Genomic DNA, 17,533 nt, shown 5'->3' with positions numbered 1-17,533 from the left:
GATCCAGATTCCAGAATCAGGATCCGCTGCGCGACGGCGACCGCGCGTTTCCCTAGCGCGAAGCTTCCAGCAATTGCGACACGTGCTCCGCCAGCGCCGGCAGCGGCTGGGGCTTGCTCAGCACCAGGTCCACGCCCAGCGCCTGCGCCCGCGTCCCCAGGTCCGGCGTCGTGAACGCCGTCAGCAACACCATCCGTGTGTCCGGCGAGGCCTCCCGCAGCCGCTCCGCGATGATGAGCCCCTCCTCGGACTGCGTGCCGCTCAGGCGCAGGTCGCTGATGACCAGGTCGTACCGGCCGTGCTTCACGCGCTCCAGCGCCTCGTCCAGGTCCGTGGCCGAGTCGACCTCGTACCCCGCGCTGGAGAAGAAGCGGCCCAGGACCCAGCACAGGACCGTCTCGTCATCGATGATCAGCAGGTTCCGGGGCACACGGGGAGGCATGAGCAAGGCTGGGGCCAGGGACTCGGGAATAAACCGCGGAACAGTCTTTACGGCCACTTGGCCCGGCGGAACAGCGTCCGGCGCGGGCCTTTGTCCAGCTTGCGGATCCATTTTCCGGAATCCGGACCGGAACCGGGAACGACGAGAGCCCGGATTTCTAGCGCATCGGGATGGCCAGGGGCTGGTCCTCGTTGGCGGCGGCGGGGATGAGCGCGGACAGGTGGAGGATGAGCACGGGCATCAGCTGCGGCTTGGGCAGCAGCTTCGTGATGCCGCTCGCCCACGCCGAGTGCCGCACCTCGTCCAGGGGGAGCGCCGTCATCAGCAGGATGGGAAGGCGCGAGTCGTGCAGGCGGAGGTCGCGCGCGAAGCGAAGTCCCTCCTCCATGCCGGGCCGGCCGAAGGGGTGGTCGATGAGGACCGCGTCGAAGAGGTTGGTGTCCAGCAGGCTGCGCGCCTGCCCGTCCGTGCGAGCGGTGAGGACGGTGAAGCCCGCGGCCGTCAGGTGACGCGCCGTTGCCCCGCGAACCGGGGGCTTCGAATCGAGGAGGAGGATTTTACCGTGCATGCACAACAACAGTGCAGCGGTTGTGCCACGCGGGGCGTCATGGGCCAATCCCAGTCATTGCAAGGGATTGGCGGAAGGAGGGGCAGGGCGGCGGCGAACAATTTCCAGTTCCTGGACCGGGCTCCGGAATCCGGAATCAATCGCACGGGAGGTCAGGGCACCAAGCCCCGCCGCCGCGCGGCATCCTCGAGGTAGGCGCGCACCACGGGCATAAGGGGAAGCCGCAATGCGGTCTCCACGTCGAGCCACCGGGCCCACACCACCTCGCGATTGTCGAGCACGAGCCGGGGCTCGGCATCGAGCTCCAGCTCGACGAAGTGACACCGGTCCCGCTTGAACTCATCCGTGTGGTGCAGCTCGCGGACGGCGCGCAGGCGGGAGGCCGGCACGTGCAGTCCCACCTCCTCGCGCAGCTCCCGGGCCCCGGTCTCCTCCGGTGACTCGCCGCGGTGCCGGCCGCCCCCGGGCAGGGAGAAGGAGCGCTTGTAGGAGTTCTGCAGCAGCAGGACCTCCCGGCCCCGCCACACCCCCACGAGCGTGCCCTCCGTGCTCGGCCGGCGCACGAACCACCAGGCGAGTGCCAGGTGGTAGGCGCCGCGATAGGCCACGCGCATGAGGGGATCGATTGGACTGCTCATGAACGGTGACTCAAGGCGTCACTGCCCCCACGTGCCGGTATTCCACAGCGCTTGCCCCTGCGGCGAGTAGATGACCACGTTGCCGTCGTTCTGGACCGCCAGCGAGGAGCCCGGCTGGCCTCCCGTGGAAGTATGCCAGAGGGGCCGCATCAGGCCGGTGTAGATGACGAGATTGCCGTCGCCCTGCATGTACAGGCCATAGCCCCCCTGCCCACCGGTCGAGGCCTCGGTGGACCAGGTGGTTTGATAAATGGTGCTGGTGGAGGTGAAGGTCACCTTGACCAGCTCAAGGACACCGAACGTCCTGAACGTGAGGAAGTGCATCCTGTCACACGAGTAGAGATACTCACCCACACCCAGTCCCTTACCCACCGGGAGATGACCACAGCCCGTTGGCGCGACCGGGCGGGCCAGGACGCGGCTGCCATAGAGCTGGCTGACGCCCTCCACGTCGCGCTGGGTCAGGCTGGTGCCGCCGGTGCCGCCGCACTCGGGATAGGGGTAGTTCATGATCGAGGCCGCGTCATAGGTCGTGACGCCACGCCAGTTCTGGGGCTCGCTGCTCGCGTAACACATGCCGGAGCGGAGGAACTCATGCCGCAGCCCGAGCGTATGCCCCAGCTCGTGCATCAGGATCCCGGTCAGGGGCCAGGTGCCGCTGAACGCAGAGCTGGTGATGAAGATCGTGCGATCCGGGCGCGAATGGCCAGGCATGAACGCCTGGGCGGAGTACGGGGCCGAGGTGATGGGGCTGACGTTGAAGAAGACGTTGGTGTTCTGGTTGGTGCAGTTGGCGTCCTGGGCCGGGACATAGACAAAGTTGACGAGCAGTTGCGCTCCCCAGGCGGTCCCGGCGGAACTCATGGCATTGACGACAGCCTGTTTGCTCGCACCGAAGTCGTTGCTGACGCAATAGCTCATGTTGAGCTGCTCGCCAGACTTCCAGATGTTGTCGGCCGCCGCGTTGAGCATGCTGACGGTGAGGGCGCCGTCCTTCGGATACAGCTGCTCCCAGGCGCGGCGCAGGTCCGCCAGGTCACGGGCGGGCATGTCACCGTCGTAGACGTACCGGCCGTTCGAGTCCTGCTGGACGGTGGAGAGGAACTCTTCGAACGTGACGTCCCGCCGGGCGGTGTGGGTGAGCTCCCCGCGGTCACTCTCCGGGGCCTCCGGAGCGCCACAGGCGCTGCACATCAGGGTCATGGCCAGTGCCGCATGGACGAGGGTCGTGGGTTTCCGCATGGGTCGGATCAGCAAGCGCATTGTCAGCCAGAGGGTTTGGGGAGAAGGCAGCTTCATATCCCATGAACCCTGTCGGCCCAATCCCACGCAGGGGTGACACGCCGCGAATGTGTGGGTAGATCTTCACCCATGACATTTGTTCGCAAGCCATCACTCGACGATTGGCTGCTCAGGGATTGGGCCCATCGCCGTTGGATTCGTGTCGTGAGTGTTTGCCGTTGGGGGATTCGCTTGCGCCAGACACCGCTGAAGCGGACGTGGCAGGGGCTGCCTTTGTAAAGGCGCTGGTCTTGGCCCAGGGGACGGCTGCAACGCCTGACACCCTTCTGCAATCCGTTCCCCGCAGTCCCAGCGGCCTGGCCACGGCCCGGTTCGTCTTCGCCAGTCCGCAAGGTGTGCGTTTTGAATGCAGCCTGGATGGCGCGGACTTCAGCGCCTGCGCTTCGCCAGCGGCCTACGCCGACCTGTCCAAGGGAACGCCCATGCCCACGAGAAGGGGATCACCAGCCCGGTCAGCCTCGCGATGAGCTTCAAGCTCACCGCGGAGCAGAAGGGCGTCGGATGCTCAGCGGGGCCGGGCGGTTCTTCGTGGCTGCTGGCGAGCCTGGCCTTGCTGGCCGTGACCTCCCGGCGGCGCAGGCACGCAAGGGATTGAGCGCGGTCCGGGCCGTCTACCAGATGGGGCAGGCGTATCCACGCGGGCCACAGGCGTTGCGCTCCATGCAGTACCCGCCGTCGTTCGTGCGCCAGGCGTAGGCCTGGGGCAGGCCCGGGCCACAGTCGACATACGGTCCGCTCACCGGACAGTCATTGGGGCCGTCGCAGTCACCCTCCTCGTACTCCGCTGCCGAATGCGTCGGCGACTCGCCCTCCACGTTGGAAGGGGCCTCCATCCCGCCGCAGCCGGAGAGGGCCAGCGCGCCGGCCACCAGCAGACACGTCCACGACGGCTTCACCTGAGACAGGACTGCGTGCATGTGATTCTCCTCGGAAGCCCTGCATGACTGGGCATCCGTCCCGTCAAGAATCACTCGCGTCACGATGAGAACGCAAAGCCCCTGCCCGCATGTCGAACCTCCGCCTCCAGCCGTGTGTCGGGGGACGAACGCCGATGCTGGACCCCGGATGATCACCCCCGCCGAGCCTCGGTAGCCCCACTCCCTCCAGGTGGACGCCGAACAAGGGGCTGGCGGCCGGATATATCAGCCTGATATATCCGGCCGGAGGAGGCGGTCATGTCGAGGGAGAGCACCTGCCGGTTCGCGGTCCTGGGGATGCTGTGCCGGGAGCCGATGAGCGGATACGGCCTGCGAAGTGCCATCGAGCGCTCGGTGGGGCACTTCTGGCAGGAGAGCTACGGCAACCTGTACCCGGCGCTGGAGCGGATGGCGGAGGAGCGCCTCGTCGAGCTTGTTCCGGAGGAGCCCTCGCAGAGCGGGCGGGTCCGGAAGGTGTACCGGGTGACGACGGCGGGGCGCGCGGCGCTCGCGGAATGGCTGCGGCGGCCGGTGCTCCCGCACGTCGAGCGCAACGAGCTGCTGCTCAAGCTCTTCTTCGGGGCCCAGGTGGGAGCCGAGGACTCCCTGGTCCAGGTGGAACGCAGCCGCGCCGAGGCGGAGGAACTGCTGGCGGCGCTGCACATCATCGACGAGAACGTGCGCCAGTCCCGGAAGAGCGACCCGGAGCTTGCCTACCAGCACCTGTCCATCCGCGCGGGACTCATCGGCTTGGAGGCGCACCTGCGCTGGTGTGACGAGGCGCGCGAAGCGCTTCAGCAGCTGACCGGTTCAACGAAGAAGCGGAGCGCACGATGAACGGTCATCCGGACGAAGGAGCTCGGCGTCTGCCCGCGTTCATGCCGTGGCTCGCCCTGGGCGTGGGCGCCGGACTGTTGCTGTTGCTGAACACGGAGTGGGCCGTGCTGCCCGGCTGGCTGATGGGCGCGCTGTTCCTCTTCTTCTCCCGCCGGCAACGTCCCGCGGTGGGCTTCGTCGGGCTCCTGGTGATCAACACCGTCGCCGCGGGCGTGACGAACCTGGGCGTGTTCCCGGGCTCCGCCGCGAGCGCCTTCGGCATGGCGCTGGGCGGCGCGCTGGTCGTCGCCGGGCTGTACCTGGCGGACCGGCTCATCGTGGGGCCTCGGGGCTCCTTCGCGGGGACGCTCTTCCTTCCAGCGGCGACGACGGGCCTGGAGTACTTCAGCAGCCTGGGCAACCCGTTCGGCACCTGGGGCGTGCTGGCCTACACCCAGGCCCGCGTGCCGGTGCTGGTGCAGCTCGTGTCGGTGACGGGACTGTGGGGCCTGACGTTCCTCCTCGTGTGGTTCGCCACCGTGGCCAACTGGGCGTTCGAGCACCGGGAGGTGGGACGCCGCGTGCTGTCCGGGGTGGCGGTGTACGCGGCGGTGCTGGTGGCCATCCTCGGCTTCAGCGCGCTGCGGCTCGCGGGGGCGGAGAGCGTGGGCAAACCCGTCCGCGTGGCGGGCATCACCGTGGCGGGAGCGCTGGCCACGGGCCGCGAGGCAGGCCTGTCCCGGCTCATGAAGGGCGAGGTCTTCGCCGATGAGGACTGGCGCGCCTTCGCGGAGGCCTCGCGCACGGTGAACGACGAGCTGCTGCGCCTGTCGGCGCGCGAGGCCGCGCAGGGCGCGAAGGTCCTCCTCTGGTCCGAGGGCAACGCGGTGGTGCTGGCCGGGGACCTGGAGGCGCTCGTCGCACGGGGGAGCGCGCTGGCGCGCGAGCAGGGTGTGTGGCTCGGCATGTCGGTGGCGAGCCTCACGCCCGAGGCGGAGCGGATGCTGCGCAACGAGCTCATCCTCGTCGGGCCGGATGGCGCGGTGGCGTGGCGCTACGTGAAGTCGCGGCCGGTGCCGGGGTGGGAGGCGGACCACTCCATCCCGGGCAGCGCGGAGCCGGCGGTGAGCCAGGCCCCCGGCGTGGGCGTCCTGGGAGGCGCCATCTGCTTCGACGGAGACTTCCCGGCGGTGTTCGCCAGCACCGCGGAGCGGGGGCTCGAGCTGCTCCTGCTGCCGTCGAGCGACTGGAAGGGCATCAGCCCACTGCACACGCGGCAGGCGGTGTTCCGCGCGGTGGAGCAGGGCTTCAGCATGGTGCGGCAGGTCAACCAGGGGCTCTCGGTGGCGGTGGACGGCTACGGGCGCGTGTTTGGCGAGCTGGACCACTTCACGGCGCAACAGGAGCGGGTGCTGCGCGCGGAGCTGCCAGTGGGGCGGGTGCCCACGCTCTATGCGCGCATCGGGGACTCGGTGGGCATGCTCTCCGGGCTGGTCGCGCTGGGCTGGGGGCTCCAGGCGTCCATTCGCGGACTCGTCGCGCGGCGGCGCAGGGCTGTTACTGCTGGGGCCTCCACCAAAGCCCCTTCAGTCCTGCCTGCTCACATGCCTGCCGGGCCGCCTCCGTGAAGCAGTAGAAGGCAAGTTCGGGGACGGCGAACACCGGAGGAAAGCCTCCCGGCGGTGGGCGGAGCACGAGGGGCCGGGCTTTCTCCCTGCCCAGGAGTCCCGCTCCGGATTGGTGGAAGGGCACGCCCTTGACGAGGGTGGATTCCCGGTCGAGACAGTCGGTCTCCTCCAGCAATTGGAGGATGACGAAGTCCTCATTCTTCATTGTGGGGTCCTGTACCGGGTACCAGGTCCGCTGCCGGGTGAACCGGTCACGCACCAGGTGCTTGACGCGTTCCGAGTAGATGACCGTGGGGATGAGGCGGTGGCGGAACGGCCCCACGGATTCGAGCACGCGCACCATGCGCCGGGAGATCAGCAGCAGCGCCCGGGGCGCGGTGAACAGGTGGTCCAGGCGGGCGGCATTCTCCAGATTGCCAACGAACTCAATGACCTCGGGAGCCCCCCGTTCCCGCTGGTAGTCGATGCCGGGCTTGTGGAACGTCACGGACTCGAAGCCGTCGAACTCGATGCTGACGGCATCGAAGACATCTTCTTCCTCGATGTGCGAGATGTCGGCCGTCAGTGCGTACATCATGCAGTGAGTGACTCCTCGTGGGAGGGGAGTTCCAGCAACGCCAGCTTCACTCCCACGACGATGCCATCCTCGCGCAACTCCTTGAGGACGTCCACGGGGAGGTTGCCGGACTCAATGGCATCGCGAAGGTTCATCTCAATCTCGAGAATCGCATCTTCGATCTCACTCGGCATCGGGCTGGACCCCGGCTTGCGCTTGCCCAGGGCATCATCCAGCGCTTCCAGCGCATCATCGAGAAAGGTGGTGACGTAGCTGTTGTATTTGGGATGGCTGCCCAGGTGCATGATCTTCCCCTTCGGATCCTTGCAGGGCATGTCGAGGATGTTCGTTCCACGGTCGATGGTGTATCCCTCGATCCGCTCCAGGGCTTTGCGGATCAGCGGATGCTTCTGGGCGACTGCATCCGGAATGAGGTGGTGCATGGGATTCCCGCGAGCAATGCGGATCTCCGCTGCCTTCCGGGCCGCCCCGCCGTGGGTCTTCTCCACCCAGTCCAGGTAGTTCTTTCGGTAGCGACTGAAGATGCTGATGCGGGGCGTCCCCTTGCCGACCTTGAGGACGACCAGTCCGTCCTCGGTGACGGTGAGCGCTCCGTATTCTTCGCTCAGGGCGTTCCCGTTCGGACGGCGAATCCGATAGGGCTGGGAGCCCTTGTTCATCTTCTCCAGACGGTAGCCTGCTGCCTCCAACTCCTTCTTGAAAGCGTTGAGCGCGGGCGTTCCTTCCTTCGGAACCTTGCGTCCGACGAGGTCCTTGAGCTTGTCCCAGTTGGGAAGCTTCTCCAGCAGCTTCTCCCATTCGGCGTCACTCACTGTGCGCTCGGTCAGGAGGGAGTCGGTGTCCCGTTTGGAGGCCGCGCCGTCCTTGGCGGCTTTCGACATCAGGGCCGCACCAGCCCCCCAGGGATTGACGGGCAGGGTGACAGAATGCGCTGTGATCGAACCCGGCTGGTACACGGGGACGCCGACGTAGGCGCCGCCGGCACCTTGATTGGCTCCTTCACTGTTGTCGATGAATCCGAATTGGATCGTCACAAATACCAGGGCAGATGCGACGCAGGAGCATGACGCAGCAGCCAAGGACGAGGAGGCCGAAGTGGACGTCGTCCCTGCGCTCGTCACGAACTCAAAGACAGCGCAGCTGGTTCTTCCAAGCCATCGTGCGCTCCACCACCCAGCGATAGCGCCCCAATCGCTCCTTGGACTCGACGCCTGGACGCGCGATGCGAGCGGTGATGCCGCGCATGCGAAGCCCTTGCCGGTTCTTCCTGGAGGCATAGGCCTTATCGGCGTGCAATTTCGTTGGCCGCAAGCGTCGCTGGCCCGAAGGCATCCTCACCGCGGGCACGGAGTCGACGAGCGGGAAGAGTTCGTGCGTGTCGTGGACGTTGGCGGCCGTCACGGACTCGGTGAGCGGCAGTCCCTGGGCGTCTACGAGAAGATGATGCTTGCTACCCGCCTTCGCTCTATCCGTCGGGCTTGGGCCCGTGAGGGCCCCCTTTTTGACGCCCGGACGGACGAAGAGTCGATAGCGGCGCGGGAGAAGTCCACCTTGCCTTGCAGCCCCAGCTCATCCAGCAGCCGCTCCTGGAGCCTTTCCCACACGCCTGCTCGGGTCCACTCCTCCAGCCTGCGCCAGGCCGTCATGCCCGACAGGCCGAACTGCTTGCGAGGCAGCATCTCCCACGGGATGCCGCTGCGAAGCACGAAGACGATGGCTTCCAGCGCCGCCCTGTCGTCCGCCCGAGGACGGCCCAGCTTCTTCTTGGGCCGAGGCGGTGGCAGCAGCGGTGCCACGCGCTGCCAGAAAGCGTCGGGGACGAGTTCGCGGACCATGCCCCACAAGCTGTGGATGCCCCTTGTCACTGACCAGCCCCGGCCCGACTTTCGTTAGGTGCTGTTAGGAGTTGGGGCGCGACATGAACAGGCTCAAGCCCAGCCGTGGGGCCAGGAACCGCGCGACGAGCTGCCCCTTCACGCTGTTCCCCGCCACGTCGAGCAGCGGGGCGAAGGTGCCCAGCCCGCCCTTTCCCGGCGCGACGGTGACGATGCCGCCCCCAATGCCACTCTTGCCCGGGACGCCCACGTCGTAGAGCCAGTCCCCTGACGTCTCATACATCCCTGCGGTGGCCATCACCGCGAGCGTGTGATGACAAACCTCCTCGTCGACGACGCGCGTCCCGGTGATCGGGTTGACGCCTCCGTCCGCCAGGGCCGCTCCCATCACGGCGAGGTCCCGGGCGGTTACCGCCAGGGAACACTGGCGGGTGTAGAGCTCCGTCGTCTGGATGGGATCCGCCTCCAGGCGGCCCAGTCCGTGAAGCAGGAAGGCCAGCCCCTGGTTGCGGTGGTGGGTCTGCATCGCGGAGGCATACACCTCCTCATCGAGCACGAGCCGGCGTCCGGCGAAGCGAGACAGCCCCTCCTGGATGAACCGCCACCGGGCCTCGGGACTGCTGCCCGGAACGAGGCTCGTGGTCGCCAGCGCTCCCGAGTTCACCATCGGGTTCGTCCGTCCGTCCGGGCTCTGGTCAATGGCCATGGCCGAATTGAACGGCAGGCCGGTGCCATTGACTCCCAGCTTGCGCCGGGCCACTTCGGGCCCCAGGACCTGACAGACAAGGGCGAAGAGGAACGGCTTGGAGACGCTCATGAGGGAGAAGGGGTGGTCCACGTCCCCAGCCCCATGGCTGCTGCCGTTGATGCCCACCACACACGCGCCGAAGAGCCGGGGATCCACCCGCGCCAGGGCAGGGTAGACCTGGGAGCACTGGCCTTCCGTGTTCGCCCTGTGGCGCTGGTAGGCCTCGTCCACCAGCGCCCGGACCCGCTCCTCGGCGGGGAGCTGCCCGGTGGAGATGAAGGGCGGCTCGCCTGTCGTTTCCATGCGTGACGGCCCTCGGCTTCCGGGTGCAGGGGGAAGCCGCGCTTCCCGCCTGGAAGGTCCGTCGTGCCTCAATGCATGTCAATGCCGCACGTCTGTCCATTCATGGGGTCCGGTGCGGCACAGCGCATGCGACCGTGGGGCCGGCTACGGCGCGATGGTGGTGCACTGGAAGTTGCGCTGGGCTGAAGCCGTGGCGCCCAGCGAGTCCGTGACGGTCAGCGTCACCTGGTTCGGCTTGCCGATGGTGCTGGAAATACCCACGCTCAGCGTCGTCAGGGCCTGTCCCTCCGCCTGGAAGGCCTGCGTCTCCGCCGCGTCCGGGGCCTCCTCCAGCGGACCGCCACAGGCCAACGACAGCAGGGACGCCGCGAACATCGACGGAAGGGTGGCGCTCAGGAACTGCTTCATGGCTCCCCGGGCAACCGGGTGGCCGCCCATCTCTTCTTAAAACCAGGGCGGCCTGGTTATTGCTGATTGTCTTTGCCGCCAGGGCGCCAAATTCCATCTCCGTGCGTCTTGCTTTTTTTGCTGGCTGATTTGTGGGTTTTCCTGCATTGGTTTCCTCCTCGCCGGCTCATTCAAATGCAAGCCAGCCGGCCTCGTCTGGCCATGCTTGTGGCGGCGCATTTGTCGCCATGGCCATCCCCCCCAACGCCTCACCCTGACCCCATGAAAAAGACCTTCCTTGCAGCAACCCTCGCGCTGTTCCCCGTGCTGTTCGCCTGCCAGCCGGAAACCGATGTCCCCGGTGCGCAGCAGCCCGAGGTGACGGAGCCGAGGACCGGCACGCCCACCGCCGAGAACCGCGATGCGCTGGCCGGCGTGCCCTTCGTCACCCTGGAGGCAATCGAAACCGCGCGCTACGAGGACACGTACTACGTCCACGTGGAGACGGCCTACTACGCGACCTTCTGGGCCGACCGCGCGCGCACCATCCCCGTCAACCTGAGCTCCGCGCTCCAGCTGAACTACAAGTCCACGTTCTACAACTACAAGTACAACCAGTCGATGAACAGCAACCTCAGCACCACGCTGCAGGCTGGCGGTCACAGCTATTACATCGGCAGTGGCGTGTACGAGTGCGACTACGATGCGAATGGCAACATCGACCATCGCTGCGATGAGACCTACCTGACCCTCAGGACGGGCACCGGCTACGACGGGAGCTGGTAGACGCTGACGAAACACGCGTCTGGTTTCACGCGAACGCCCTCCACGTCCAATCGTGGGGGGCGTTTTCATGACGGTTCAAGAGAGGGATTGGACGGCCCGGGCGGGAACGCGCCGCTGTGATACCTCCAGGGCATGCGAGTGTGTGAAACATGATGTAGCAGGGCCGTTGCGGAATTCGCGCAAGGTGCATATCTCCTTGCTCTCGTATTTCTCTCGGTTTCTTGGTAGTCGAGGTCGCGAGAAAGGAGCCGGAAGAATGCGCACCCTGAACAAGCTCTCGGTCGCGGTGGTGTTGGGTCTGTTGCTCGGCGGCTGCGGCGTCACGGACCTGGGCGGAGAAGACGTCGCCTGGCAGCTCGAGCAGGACTTCGGAGGTCCGGACGGCCTGATGGACTTCTTCCAGAGCCACACGGAGGCGGAGATCCGGGAGGCGCTGACACCCTACGGCGTCGGGTACGTCGCGCACGGGGACGTCACCGCGGAGCTGATCAGTGACTGCCCGAAGTTCTTCCCGTCGACGGACCGGAGCACATGGCACAGCTTCGACGGCGAGTACTACTACATCGACAGCGTGGGCCGTCCGAACCGGGCGTACAAGGACCTGCCGCGCATCACCGCCGCGCCGCGCATCGACTCCTGTCAGACGAACGTGGGCCAGTGGGGTGACGCGGAGAACCCCAGCAACGACTACGACGGAGGACACCTCATCGGCTCGCAGCTCGGGGGCTGGGGAGGGCGCGCGAACCTCGTGCCCCAGGATGCCAACTTCAACCGGGGCAACTGGCTGCAGCTCGAAAACAAGATGGCCAAGTGTGGGAGCCTGCCGATCGGCCGGTTGCGCTACTCCATCGGGACGAACTACCCGAACTCCACCACGCTCATCCCCAACACCCTGACGATGCAGATCACCAACCAGTCCACGGGCAGCTCCGTGTCCATGTCCTTCTCGAACGTGGACGGCGGCGGGGCGAACGGGACGACCGAGCGGACCCGTGGCGTGAACTGGCTGTCGAGCCAGGGGTGCAACTGACGACGGCCGCCAGGTGCCGTCCGGCCGTCTTCTGGACAGCCGCTACATCCCGGGGCAGATGTGTGTGTCGATGGCATCCCGTCCGCCCCCCACGCGCACCTCCACCGTCCGGACGCAGAAGACGAAGCAGCTCACCACGGGCTCCCGACGCGTCGTGGCGAAGCGCTCCAACTCGAGCTCGGGCTGGGGTCGCCGCTGGGCGCTCGGCGGGTGGCTGCTGCTCGCCCTCTGGCTCGGGGTGGAGTTCGCGCGGCTGCCCGACGTGGGCTCCCTGCGGACGCAGAACCCTCGCACCACCGCGCTCATGGATCAGCGCGCCGAGGAGGCGCTGGACGCCGGCAAGAAGCCCCGCGCGCGCCAGGCCTGGGTCTCGCTCAACGCGGTAGCGCCGCACGCCGTGGACGCCGTGCTGATCTCCGAGGACGCGCGCTTCTACCGGCACGAGGGCGTGGACTGGACCGAGGTGGAGAACGCCTTCGAGCAGTCGGTGCGCGAGGCGCGCCTGGGCCGCGGCGCCTCCACCCTCACGCAGCAGCTGGCGAAGAACCTCTACCTCTCCACGGACCGCAGCCTGCTGCGCAAGGGGAAGGAGCTGCTGATCGCCCGCCAGCTGGAGACGCACCTGTCCAAGCAGCGCATCCTCGCGCTGTACCTGAACGTCGTGGAGTGGGGGGAGGGCGTCTACGGCATTGAAGCCGCGGCGCGCGAGCACTTCGGCGTCCCTGCGCGGTCGCTCACCGTGGCGCAGGGAGCGATGCTCGCGGGGATGCTGCCCGCACCGCGCCGCTGGCTGCCGGCCCAGCGCCCCGAATCCCTGCGCAACCGTGCGGGTGTCATCGTCGGGAGGCTGGAGCGCGAAGGCCGCATCAGCGCGGCGCAGGCCCGCGAGGCCCAGGCCGAGCTCTCCCGCTTCTTCGACGCACCGTCCGAGCCCGGCTACGTGGCGGACGCAAGCGCGGGGAGCTGACGCCTCCCGGTTGCATAAAAAGCACGACCGTTCTATGAAAGGGTCATGCGCAAGGGCGAGCTCACCCATCAGACCATCTTGGAGACGGCCGTCCGGCTGGCCAGCCGGGTGGGGCTGCAGGGGCTGAGCATCGGCGGGCTGGCCGAGGAGCTGAGCCTCTCCAAGAGCGGCCTGTTCGCGCACTTCAAGTCCAAGACGGAGCTCCAGGTGCAGGTCCTGGAGGCGGCCACCGCCGTCTTCACCGAGCGCGTCGTCCGCCCGGCGCTGAGCAAGGCCCGCGGTGAGCCCCGGGTGCGGGCGCTCTTCGACGGCTGGCTCACGTGGGACCGGGACAAGGTGCTCGAGGGCGGCTGCATCTTCGTGGCGGCCGCGGCGGAGCTGGACGACGCGCCCGGGCCCGCGCGGGACACGCTGGTGCAGAGCCAGCGGGACTGGCTGGACTGCCTGGCCCAGGCCGCCCGCATCGCCGTGGCGGAAGGGCACTTCCGCAAGGAGCTGGACGTGGAGCAGTTCGCCCATGACCAGTACGCGGTGATGCTGGGCTTCCACCACGCGAAGCGGTTGATGCGCGACCCCCAGGCCGAGGCGCGAGCCCACCGGGCCTTCGAAGCGCTCGTCACCGCCGCTCGCGCCCCCACTTCCTGACCTTTGTCGTTGCCGTGTCCTTCGAGGAGGACCTCATCATGGTAGAAAATAGCACGAACGTTCGGACGAAGATGGCGCTGTGGGGTGTGCGGGCGGCGGCGCGGAGTCTGGGAGCGGTGTCCCCCGGGCTGGCGGCGGCGTGGGCGGAGCGGCTGTTCCTGACGCCCCAGCGGCCGCGGCGCTCGCGGACGGCGGAGGCGGTGCTGGCGCGCGGTCAGCCCCGGATGTTGAAGCTGGAGGGCGAGGACGTGGCGGTGTGGAGCTGGGGCGAGGGCCCCCGGGTCCTGCTGGTGCACGGGTGGAGCGGCTACGGCGGGCAGCTCACGGCCTTCGTGCAGCCGCTGGTGGACGCGGGGCTCTCAGTGGTGACGTACGACGCGCCGGGGCATGGGGCGTCCTCCGGGCGCACCAGCTCGCTGCCGGAGCTGGCGGGAATGGTGGCGGCGGTGGGCGAGGCGACGGGCGGGCCCTACGCGGTGGTGGCGCACTCGTTCGGCGCGGCGGCCACGGCGGTGGCGCTGAGGGACGGGATGAAGGTGGAGCGCGCGGTCTTCATCTCCCCGCCCGCGGATCCGCTGGCGGGCATCCAGGACTTCGCGGACACGGTGGGCCTGTCGGAGGACACCTGGCGGCGGATGGCGGCGCGAATCGAGGCACGCTTCGACATGCGGCTGGCGGACCTCGCGCTGCCTGCCTTCGTGTCACGGCTGGACGTGCCGCTGCGCATCTTCCACGACGTGGGGGACCGTGAGGTGCCGCTGGAAGCAGGCGAAGCGGTGGCGCGCGCGTGGCCGGGCGCGAAGCTCACGCGAACGGAAGGGCTGGGGCACTTCCGCATCCTCTACGCGCCGCAGGTGCTGTCGCCCGCGGTGGACTTCCTCGCGGAAGGACGGCCGGGCAACGCCTGGCCCGGGCCGGAGCTGCTGGCGTCGATGGCCTCCGCGCGAGGGACGACGCCACACAGGGTGCACGGGCGCTGAGCCGCCTGCTCGCGAGACGAACGTCCGGGCCACCGTCCGCGCATGCACGGTGGCTGCGCGGGCCTCGAGCCGCGGCTACCCATTCCTCCCCGACGCATTCCGCGAAAGGGCCCGCTCTCTCATCCATGCGCAAACTCCTCCTGCTGCCCCTGGCCGCGCTGTTCGGGCCAGGCACGGCCTCGCTGGCCGAAGCCCAGCCCTCGCCAGAACCGCCCACCTCCACGGAGGCGCCACGCGCTTCCGAGCCCCTGGGCATGCCCATCCGCTACGCCGCGCTGGGTGCGTCCGACACCGTGGGCGTCGGAAGCCGTTCACCCGCGAGCGAGAACTGGACCGCGCGCCTGCGCGCCGCGCTGCCCGGGAACACGGCCTATGACCGCTTTGCCCGCAGCGGCATCACGCTCTCGGAGGCGGTGGACGTCGAGGTGCCCCGCGCCATCGCGTTCAAGCCCACGCTCGTGACGATGTGGCTGTCGGTGAACGACGCCCTGCGTCCCGTGCCACTGCCTGGCTACCAGAAATCCCTCCAGGCCACGCTTGAGCGGCTGATGAAGGAGACAGAGGCCCGGGTGGTGCTGCTCAACGTCCCGGACCTGGCGACCCTGGCCGGCCCGCGTGCCTCACCCGAGATGCGCGTGAGGCTGCGCGAGCAGGTCAAGGCGTGGAACGCAGCCATCAGCTCCACGGCCCGCGCCTTCGGCCCTCGCGTCCTGGTGGTGGACCTGCTGCCCGCCTCACGCTCGCTGGCCGGGCACGCCGAGTGGCTTTCCTCCGACGGCTTCCACCCGAGCCCCGCCGGCTATCAGCAACTGGCCGATGTAACGCTTGAAGCGATGCGCGGCGCGGGCTGGCTGCCGCCCGCGCCGCGCTGAACCCGCCGGTAAGACACACAGCTCAATCAGTCTGCCCAGGACTTCTGGACGTAGTTGTCCGCCAGGTTGCCCCCGGGGGCATTCCGCATCGAAGCGGCTTCGGTGGGAATGGGGACCTCCAGCGTCAGCGGACTCTCATCCCTGTCGAAGGCCGCCATTGCATACGGAACGATGTCGAGGGCGAAAGCCCCCCCGTTGTTGTCCTCATTGCTTTCCGCGATGCCTTCATTCACATCCGCGATCAGCACGAGGCTGTAGGGACCGGGTGGAATGGAGGGCGAGAATGTGATGGACGTGGGAGGCAGGGAGAAGGTTCCCGCGCCAGCACCGATGGAAATCCCGCCGATGTAGCTCAGCGGTTGCTGGTTGGCATCCGCCAGGAAGACGCCGACCGTCGACGGGGATGCGGCCGGGCACCGGGTGTAGAGATCAAAAGAGAAGCTGGTGGTGCCTCCCGGTTGAATCGTCGAAGGGCTCAGCGTCCCGGCCGTGAAATAGAAGTCCGGCTGTTTGTAGGTGCCAATCAGGGTGTCATCACCGCGGGTGTTGGTGTAGTCCACTTCAGCCTGGATGTACCAGGTCTGCGGTTGGCAAGCCGCCATGATGGCATTGAACTGGGACCGCGCGGCGGCCTGGAAGGAGGCGGGGTAGAACTGGCGCGTCTGCGGTCCAGACGGCGGGTAATGAAGCCCGCTACCAGAGCCAAGGTAGATCTGGGAACTGGCCAACAGCACACGTCCGCTGGACTGCGTCGAAGTGGTGGCAAGATAGAAGCTCACATTGGCCGAGGCCATGTATGAACTTCCAAAGAGGGTGTAGGTGATTGTGAAGGGGGCGAGGGGATCCGTGATGGTGTTGGGTGCCGTGATGGTGTTGATATGCACCTGCGCCGAGGCGGGCCTCGCCGCGAAGAGGGACACCGCCAGGACTGCCGCCATCAGGAGTTTTGATTGGGTCATGAGTGGGGTGGGGCTGTGGTTTGTGTTGATCCAGACAGAGAGACCGTGCCGCGGGGCTGTCTGAGTGGCTGTCCTGTTCATGTTCAATTTCATTCCATGCGCAGGGCCGGACCACTCAAATAGAATGAGTCGGCGAGTCCGGCAGTGATGCAGGAATGCTGAGCGCTCGCAGCGAGAATCCTCTAGTGCCAGGGAGCGCATGAGAGGATTTGCGGGCAGAGCGTTGCCCGGACTTGCTCCATACTGGCGTCACGATGCGGCGCGACGCTCCTGGCCTGGTGGTGCTGCCCTCGCGGCTCGCGGGCGTGGAAGGGGTCCGCGTCGCGGGTGACACGCGGCTGTGGTCCGGCGTCTCCACGCGCTACGGCGTCACGGTGGTCTACGCGGGCGCCTTCGACTTCTGGTACCGCGGGCGGACGTGGACGCAGTCCGAGGGCGTGTTGAAGCTGAAGGAGCCGGGAGAGGTGCACCGCGACCTGCGTGTGCATTCGCCAGTGACCGCCCAGTCGATGACCCTGGAGGCGCCGGTGGTGGAGGGCGCCGCACGCGAGCTGGGGCTGCGCGCACCGCCCCGCATGCCCGCGCTCTTCGGCGGCATCGGGCACGCCGAGGCGCTGGCCCTGCACGCGGCGCTGCGGGATCCAGGCAGTGACGCGCTCATGCTGCAAGGCCTGCTCGCGGAGATGCTCGCGGCGCTGTTGAGCGCTCGCGCGTCAGCGGAGTCCGTCCCCCGGGCACGCCGCGCGGCGCTGCGTGCGCGCGACCTGCTGCACGCTTCGGTCGTGGAAGGCGTCAGCCTGGAGGCGCTCGCGGTGGCTTCGGGCCTGGGCCGCTTCCACCTGCTGCGCACCTTCCGTCAGGAGCTGGGACTGACGCCCCATGCCTACCTCACGCACCTGCGTGTTTCGCGGGCGCGCGAGCTGCTCGCCCGGGGCGTCCCCGCCGCACGCGCGGCCCTGGAGGTGGGGCTCTATGATCAGAGCCAGTTGCACCGGCACTTCGTGCGCATCGTCGGCACGAGCCCGGGGGCCTACGCGCGCGCCGTGCGCGGCACGTCAACTTCGCCCAAGAAGGGCGCGGAGCGGGCGACACATTCTCGCCGCTGAAGCCCGCCGTCGGGTCGGTCCCGCCGC

General features: G+C 67.8%; 20 protein-coding genes and 1 pseudogene. 10 read left to right on the top strand and 11 right to left on the bottom strand.

Annotation, left to right across the window (positions count from 1 at the left end; translation table 11 throughout):
- Positions 1 to 52 precede the first annotated feature (52 nt).
- From JYK02_RS32190 to JYK02_RS32175, 4 genes are all read right to left on the bottom strand, one after another.
- Complete coding sequence (locus tag JYK02_RS32190; protein WP_207056725.1) at positions 53 to 442, bottom strand: response regulator; 390 nt, start codon at positions 440 to 442, stop codon at positions 53 to 55.
- 157 nt (positions 443 to 599) lie between these two features.
- Positions 600 to 1,010: a response regulator transcription factor gene (locus JYK02_RS32185; RefSeq protein WP_207056724.1), complete on the bottom strand. Its 411-nt coding sequence runs from the start codon at positions 1,008 to 1,010 to the stop codon at positions 600 to 602.
- Positions 1,011 to 1,162: 152 nt separating this feature from the next.
- The gene (locus JYK02_RS32180) at positions 1,163 to 1,648 is read right to left on the bottom strand and encodes an NUDIX hydrolase (protein WP_207056723.1); all 486 of its coding nucleotides are present in this window, start codon (positions 1,646 to 1,648) and stop codon (positions 1,163 to 1,165) included.
- A gap of 18 nt (positions 1,649 to 1,666) precedes the next feature.
- Entirely contained in the window at positions 1,667 to 2,947 is a 1,281-nt protein-coding gene (locus JYK02_RS32175; RefSeq protein WP_207056722.1) for a M57 family metalloprotease, read from the bottom strand.
- A gap of 349 nt (positions 2,948 to 3,296) precedes the next feature.
- Between JYK02_RS32175 and JYK02_RS40935 the strand changes: the two genes are divergently transcribed.
- Positions 3,297 to 3,545: an MYXO-CTERM sorting domain-containing protein gene (locus JYK02_RS40935; protein WP_431603511.1), complete on the top strand. Its 249-nt coding sequence runs from the start codon at positions 3,297 to 3,299 to the stop codon at positions 3,543 to 3,545.
- 16 nt (positions 3,546 to 3,561) lie between these two features.
- Here JYK02_RS40935 and JYK02_RS32165 read toward each other — a convergent pair whose 3' ends face one another.
- Positions 3,562 to 3,867, bottom strand: a complete 306-nt coding sequence (locus tag JYK02_RS32165; RefSeq protein ID WP_207056720.1) for a hypothetical protein — start codon at positions 3,865 to 3,867, stop codon at positions 3,562 to 3,564.
- A gap of 258 nt (positions 3,868 to 4,125) precedes the next feature.
- Here JYK02_RS32165 and JYK02_RS32160 point away from each other — a divergent pair, with 258 nt between their 5' ends.
- Together JYK02_RS32160 and JYK02_RS32155 are read left to right on the top strand one after the other, a co-directional pair.
- On the top strand, positions 4,126 to 4,704 hold the full coding sequence (locus JYK02_RS32160; RefSeq protein ID WP_207056719.1) for a PadR family transcriptional regulator: 579 nt from the start codon (positions 4,126 to 4,128) through the stop codon (positions 4,702 to 4,704).
- A complete protein-coding gene (locus tag JYK02_RS32155; RefSeq protein ID WP_242589428.1) occupies positions 4,701 to 6,311 on the top strand; it encodes a nitrilase-related carbon-nitrogen hydrolase in 1,611 nt (536 codons plus the stop codon). Before JYK02_RS32160 ends, JYK02_RS32155 begins: the two co-directional genes overlap by 4 nt.
- On the opposite strand, the gene JYK02_RS32150 is transcribed toward JYK02_RS32155, so the two are convergent.
- The 5 genes and pseudogenes from JYK02_RS32150 to JYK02_RS32130 form a co-directional block, all read right to left on the bottom strand.
- A complete protein-coding gene (locus JYK02_RS32150; protein WP_207056718.1) occupies positions 6,241 to 6,888 on the bottom strand; it encodes a hypothetical protein in 648 nt (215 codons plus the stop codon). The two genes, JYK02_RS32155 and JYK02_RS32150, sit on opposite strands and share 71 nt — an antisense overlap.
- The gene (locus JYK02_RS40820; protein ID WP_207056717.1) at positions 6,885 to 7,922 is read right to left on the bottom strand and encodes an AHH domain-containing protein; all 1,038 of its coding nucleotides are present in this window, start codon (positions 7,920 to 7,922) and stop codon (positions 6,885 to 6,887) included. Before JYK02_RS40820 ends, JYK02_RS32150 begins: the two co-directional genes overlap by 4 nt.
- Positions 7,888 to 8,723, bottom strand: a pseudogene (locus tag JYK02_RS32140) (IS5 family transposase). Before JYK02_RS32140 ends, JYK02_RS40820 begins: the two are co-directional and overlap by 35 nt.
- A gap of 64 nt (positions 8,724 to 8,787) precedes the next feature.
- Positions 8,788 to 9,774 (bottom strand): glutaminase A, encoded by a 987-nt coding sequence (gene glsA, locus JYK02_RS32135; RefSeq protein WP_207056716.1) that lies wholly within the window; start codon positions 9,772 to 9,774, stop codon positions 8,788 to 8,790.
- 144 nt (positions 9,775 to 9,918) lie between these two features.
- A complete protein-coding gene (locus tag JYK02_RS32130; protein ID WP_207056715.1) occupies positions 9,919 to 10,182 on the bottom strand; it encodes a hypothetical protein in 264 nt (87 codons plus the stop codon).
- Positions 10,183 to 10,443: 261 nt separating this feature from the next.
- Here JYK02_RS32130 and JYK02_RS32125 point away from each other — a divergent pair, with 261 nt between their 5' ends.
- The 6 genes from JYK02_RS32125 to JYK02_RS32100 all read left to right on the top strand — a co-directional run bounded on the left by JYK02_RS32125 (position 10,444) and on the right by JYK02_RS32100 (position 15,441).
- A complete protein-coding gene (locus JYK02_RS32125) occupies positions 10,444 to 10,947 on the top strand; it encodes a hypothetical protein (protein ID WP_207056714.1) in 504 nt (167 codons plus the stop codon).
- Positions 10,948 to 11,203: 256 nt separating this feature from the next.
- Positions 11,204 to 11,977, top strand: coding sequence for a DNA/RNA non-specific endonuclease (locus JYK02_RS32120; protein WP_207056713.1), 774 nt, complete (start codon positions 11,204 to 11,206; stop codon positions 11,975 to 11,977).
- A gap of 70 nt (positions 11,978 to 12,047) precedes the next feature.
- A complete protein-coding gene (gene mtgA / locus JYK02_RS32115) occupies positions 12,048 to 12,944 on the top strand; it encodes a monofunctional biosynthetic peptidoglycan transglycosylase (protein WP_207056712.1) in 897 nt (298 codons plus the stop codon).
- Between the two features lie 45 nt (positions 12,945 to 12,989).
- Positions 12,990 to 13,589, top strand: coding sequence for a TetR/AcrR family transcriptional regulator (locus JYK02_RS32110; protein WP_207056711.1), 600 nt, complete (start codon positions 12,990 to 12,992; stop codon positions 13,587 to 13,589).
- A 38-nt stretch (positions 13,590 to 13,627) separates the two neighbouring features.
- The gene (locus JYK02_RS32105; protein ID WP_207056710.1) at positions 13,628 to 14,569 is read left to right on the top strand and encodes an alpha/beta hydrolase; all 942 of its coding nucleotides are present in this window, start codon (positions 13,628 to 13,630) and stop codon (positions 14,567 to 14,569) included.
- Positions 14,570 to 14,694: 125 nt separating this feature from the next.
- Complete coding sequence (locus JYK02_RS32100; RefSeq protein WP_207056709.1) at positions 14,695 to 15,441, top strand: SGNH/GDSL hydrolase family protein; 747 nt, start codon at positions 14,695 to 14,697, stop codon at positions 15,439 to 15,441.
- 26 nt (positions 15,442 to 15,467) lie between these two features.
- Here JYK02_RS32100 and JYK02_RS32095 read toward each other — a convergent pair whose 3' ends face one another.
- Positions 15,468 to 16,379, bottom strand: a complete 912-nt coding sequence (locus tag JYK02_RS32095) for a hypothetical protein (protein ID WP_207056708.1) — start codon at positions 16,377 to 16,379, stop codon at positions 15,468 to 15,470.
- Between the two features lie 275 nt (positions 16,380 to 16,654).
- Here JYK02_RS32095 and JYK02_RS32090 point away from each other — a divergent pair, with 275 nt between their 5' ends.
- Positions 16,655 to 17,506, top strand: a complete 852-nt coding sequence (locus JYK02_RS32090; RefSeq protein WP_207056707.1) for a helix-turn-helix domain-containing protein — start codon at positions 16,655 to 16,657, stop codon at positions 17,504 to 17,506.
- The last annotated feature ends 27 nt before the right edge of the window (positions 17,507 to 17,533 follow it).

The sequence above is a fragment of the Corallococcus macrosporus genome (assembly GCF_017302985.1).
Classification (GTDB): Bacteria; Myxococcota; Myxococcia; order Myxococcales; family Myxococcaceae; genus Corallococcus; species Corallococcus macrosporus_A.
This window is presented reverse-complemented; position numbering and strand designations above follow the sequence as displayed.

Bases quoted from the DNA above. Each gene is read 5' to 3' on its own strand.
- JYK02_RS32190 (WP_207056725.1), bottom strand. From the start codon at position 442: ATGCCTCCCCGTGTGCCCCGGAACCTGCTGATCATCGATGACGAGACG.
- JYK02_RS32185 (WP_207056724.1), bottom strand. From the start codon at position 1,010: ATGCACGGTAAAATCCTCCTCCTCGATTCGAAGCCCCCGGTTCGCGGG.
- JYK02_RS32180 (WP_207056723.1), bottom strand. From the start codon at position 1,648: ATGAGCAGTCCAATCGATCCCCTCATGCGCGTGGCCTATCGCGGCGCC.
- JYK02_RS32175 (WP_207056722.1), bottom strand. From the start codon at position 2,947: ATGAAGCTGCCTTCTCCCCAAACCCTCTGGCTGACAATGCGCTTGCTG.
- JYK02_RS40935 (WP_431603511.1), top strand. From the start codon at position 3,297: ATGCAGCCTGGATGGCGCGGACTTCAGCGCCTGCGCTTCGCCAGCGGC.
- JYK02_RS32165 (WP_207056720.1), bottom strand. From the start codon at position 3,867: ATGCACGCAGTCCTGTCTCAGGTGAAGCCGTCGTGGACGTGTCTGCTG.
- JYK02_RS32160 (WP_207056719.1), top strand. From the start codon at position 4,126: ATGTCGAGGGAGAGCACCTGCCGGTTCGCGGTCCTGGGGATGCTGTGC.
- JYK02_RS32155 (WP_242589428.1), top strand. From the start codon at position 4,701: ATGAACGGTCATCCGGACGAAGGAGCTCGGCGTCTGCCCGCGTTCATG.
- JYK02_RS32150 (WP_207056718.1), bottom strand. From the start codon at position 6,888: ATGATGTACGCACTGACGGCCGACATCTCGCACATCGAGGAAGAAGAT.
- glsA (WP_207056716.1), bottom strand. From the start codon at position 9,774: ATGGAAACGACAGGCGAGCCGCCCTTCATCTCCACCGGGCAGCTCCCC.
- JYK02_RS32130 (WP_207056715.1), bottom strand. From the start codon at position 10,182: ATGAAGCAGTTCCTGAGCGCCACCCTTCCGTCGATGTTCGCGGCGTCC.
- JYK02_RS32125 (WP_207056714.1), top strand. From the start codon at position 10,444: ATGAAAAAGACCTTCCTTGCAGCAACCCTCGCGCTGTTCCCCGTGCTG.
- JYK02_RS32120 (WP_207056713.1), top strand. From the start codon at position 11,204: ATGCGCACCCTGAACAAGCTCTCGGTCGCGGTGGTGTTGGGTCTGTTG.
- mtgA (WP_207056712.1), top strand. From the start codon at position 12,048: ATGGCATCCCGTCCGCCCCCCACGCGCACCTCCACCGTCCGGACGCAG.
- JYK02_RS32110 (WP_207056711.1), top strand. From the start codon at position 12,990: ATGCGCAAGGGCGAGCTCACCCATCAGACCATCTTGGAGACGGCCGTC.
- JYK02_RS32105 (WP_207056710.1), top strand. From the start codon at position 13,628: ATGGTAGAAAATAGCACGAACGTTCGGACGAAGATGGCGCTGTGGGGT.
- JYK02_RS32100 (WP_207056709.1), top strand. From the start codon at position 14,695: ATGCGCAAACTCCTCCTGCTGCCCCTGGCCGCGCTGTTCGGGCCAGGC.
- JYK02_RS32095 (WP_207056708.1), bottom strand. From the start codon at position 16,379: ATGGCGGCAGTCCTGGCGGTGTCCCTCTTCGCGGCGAGGCCCGCCTCG.
- JYK02_RS32090 (WP_207056707.1), top strand. From the start codon at position 16,655: ATGCGGCGCGACGCTCCTGGCCTGGTGGTGCTGCCCTCGCGGCTCGCG.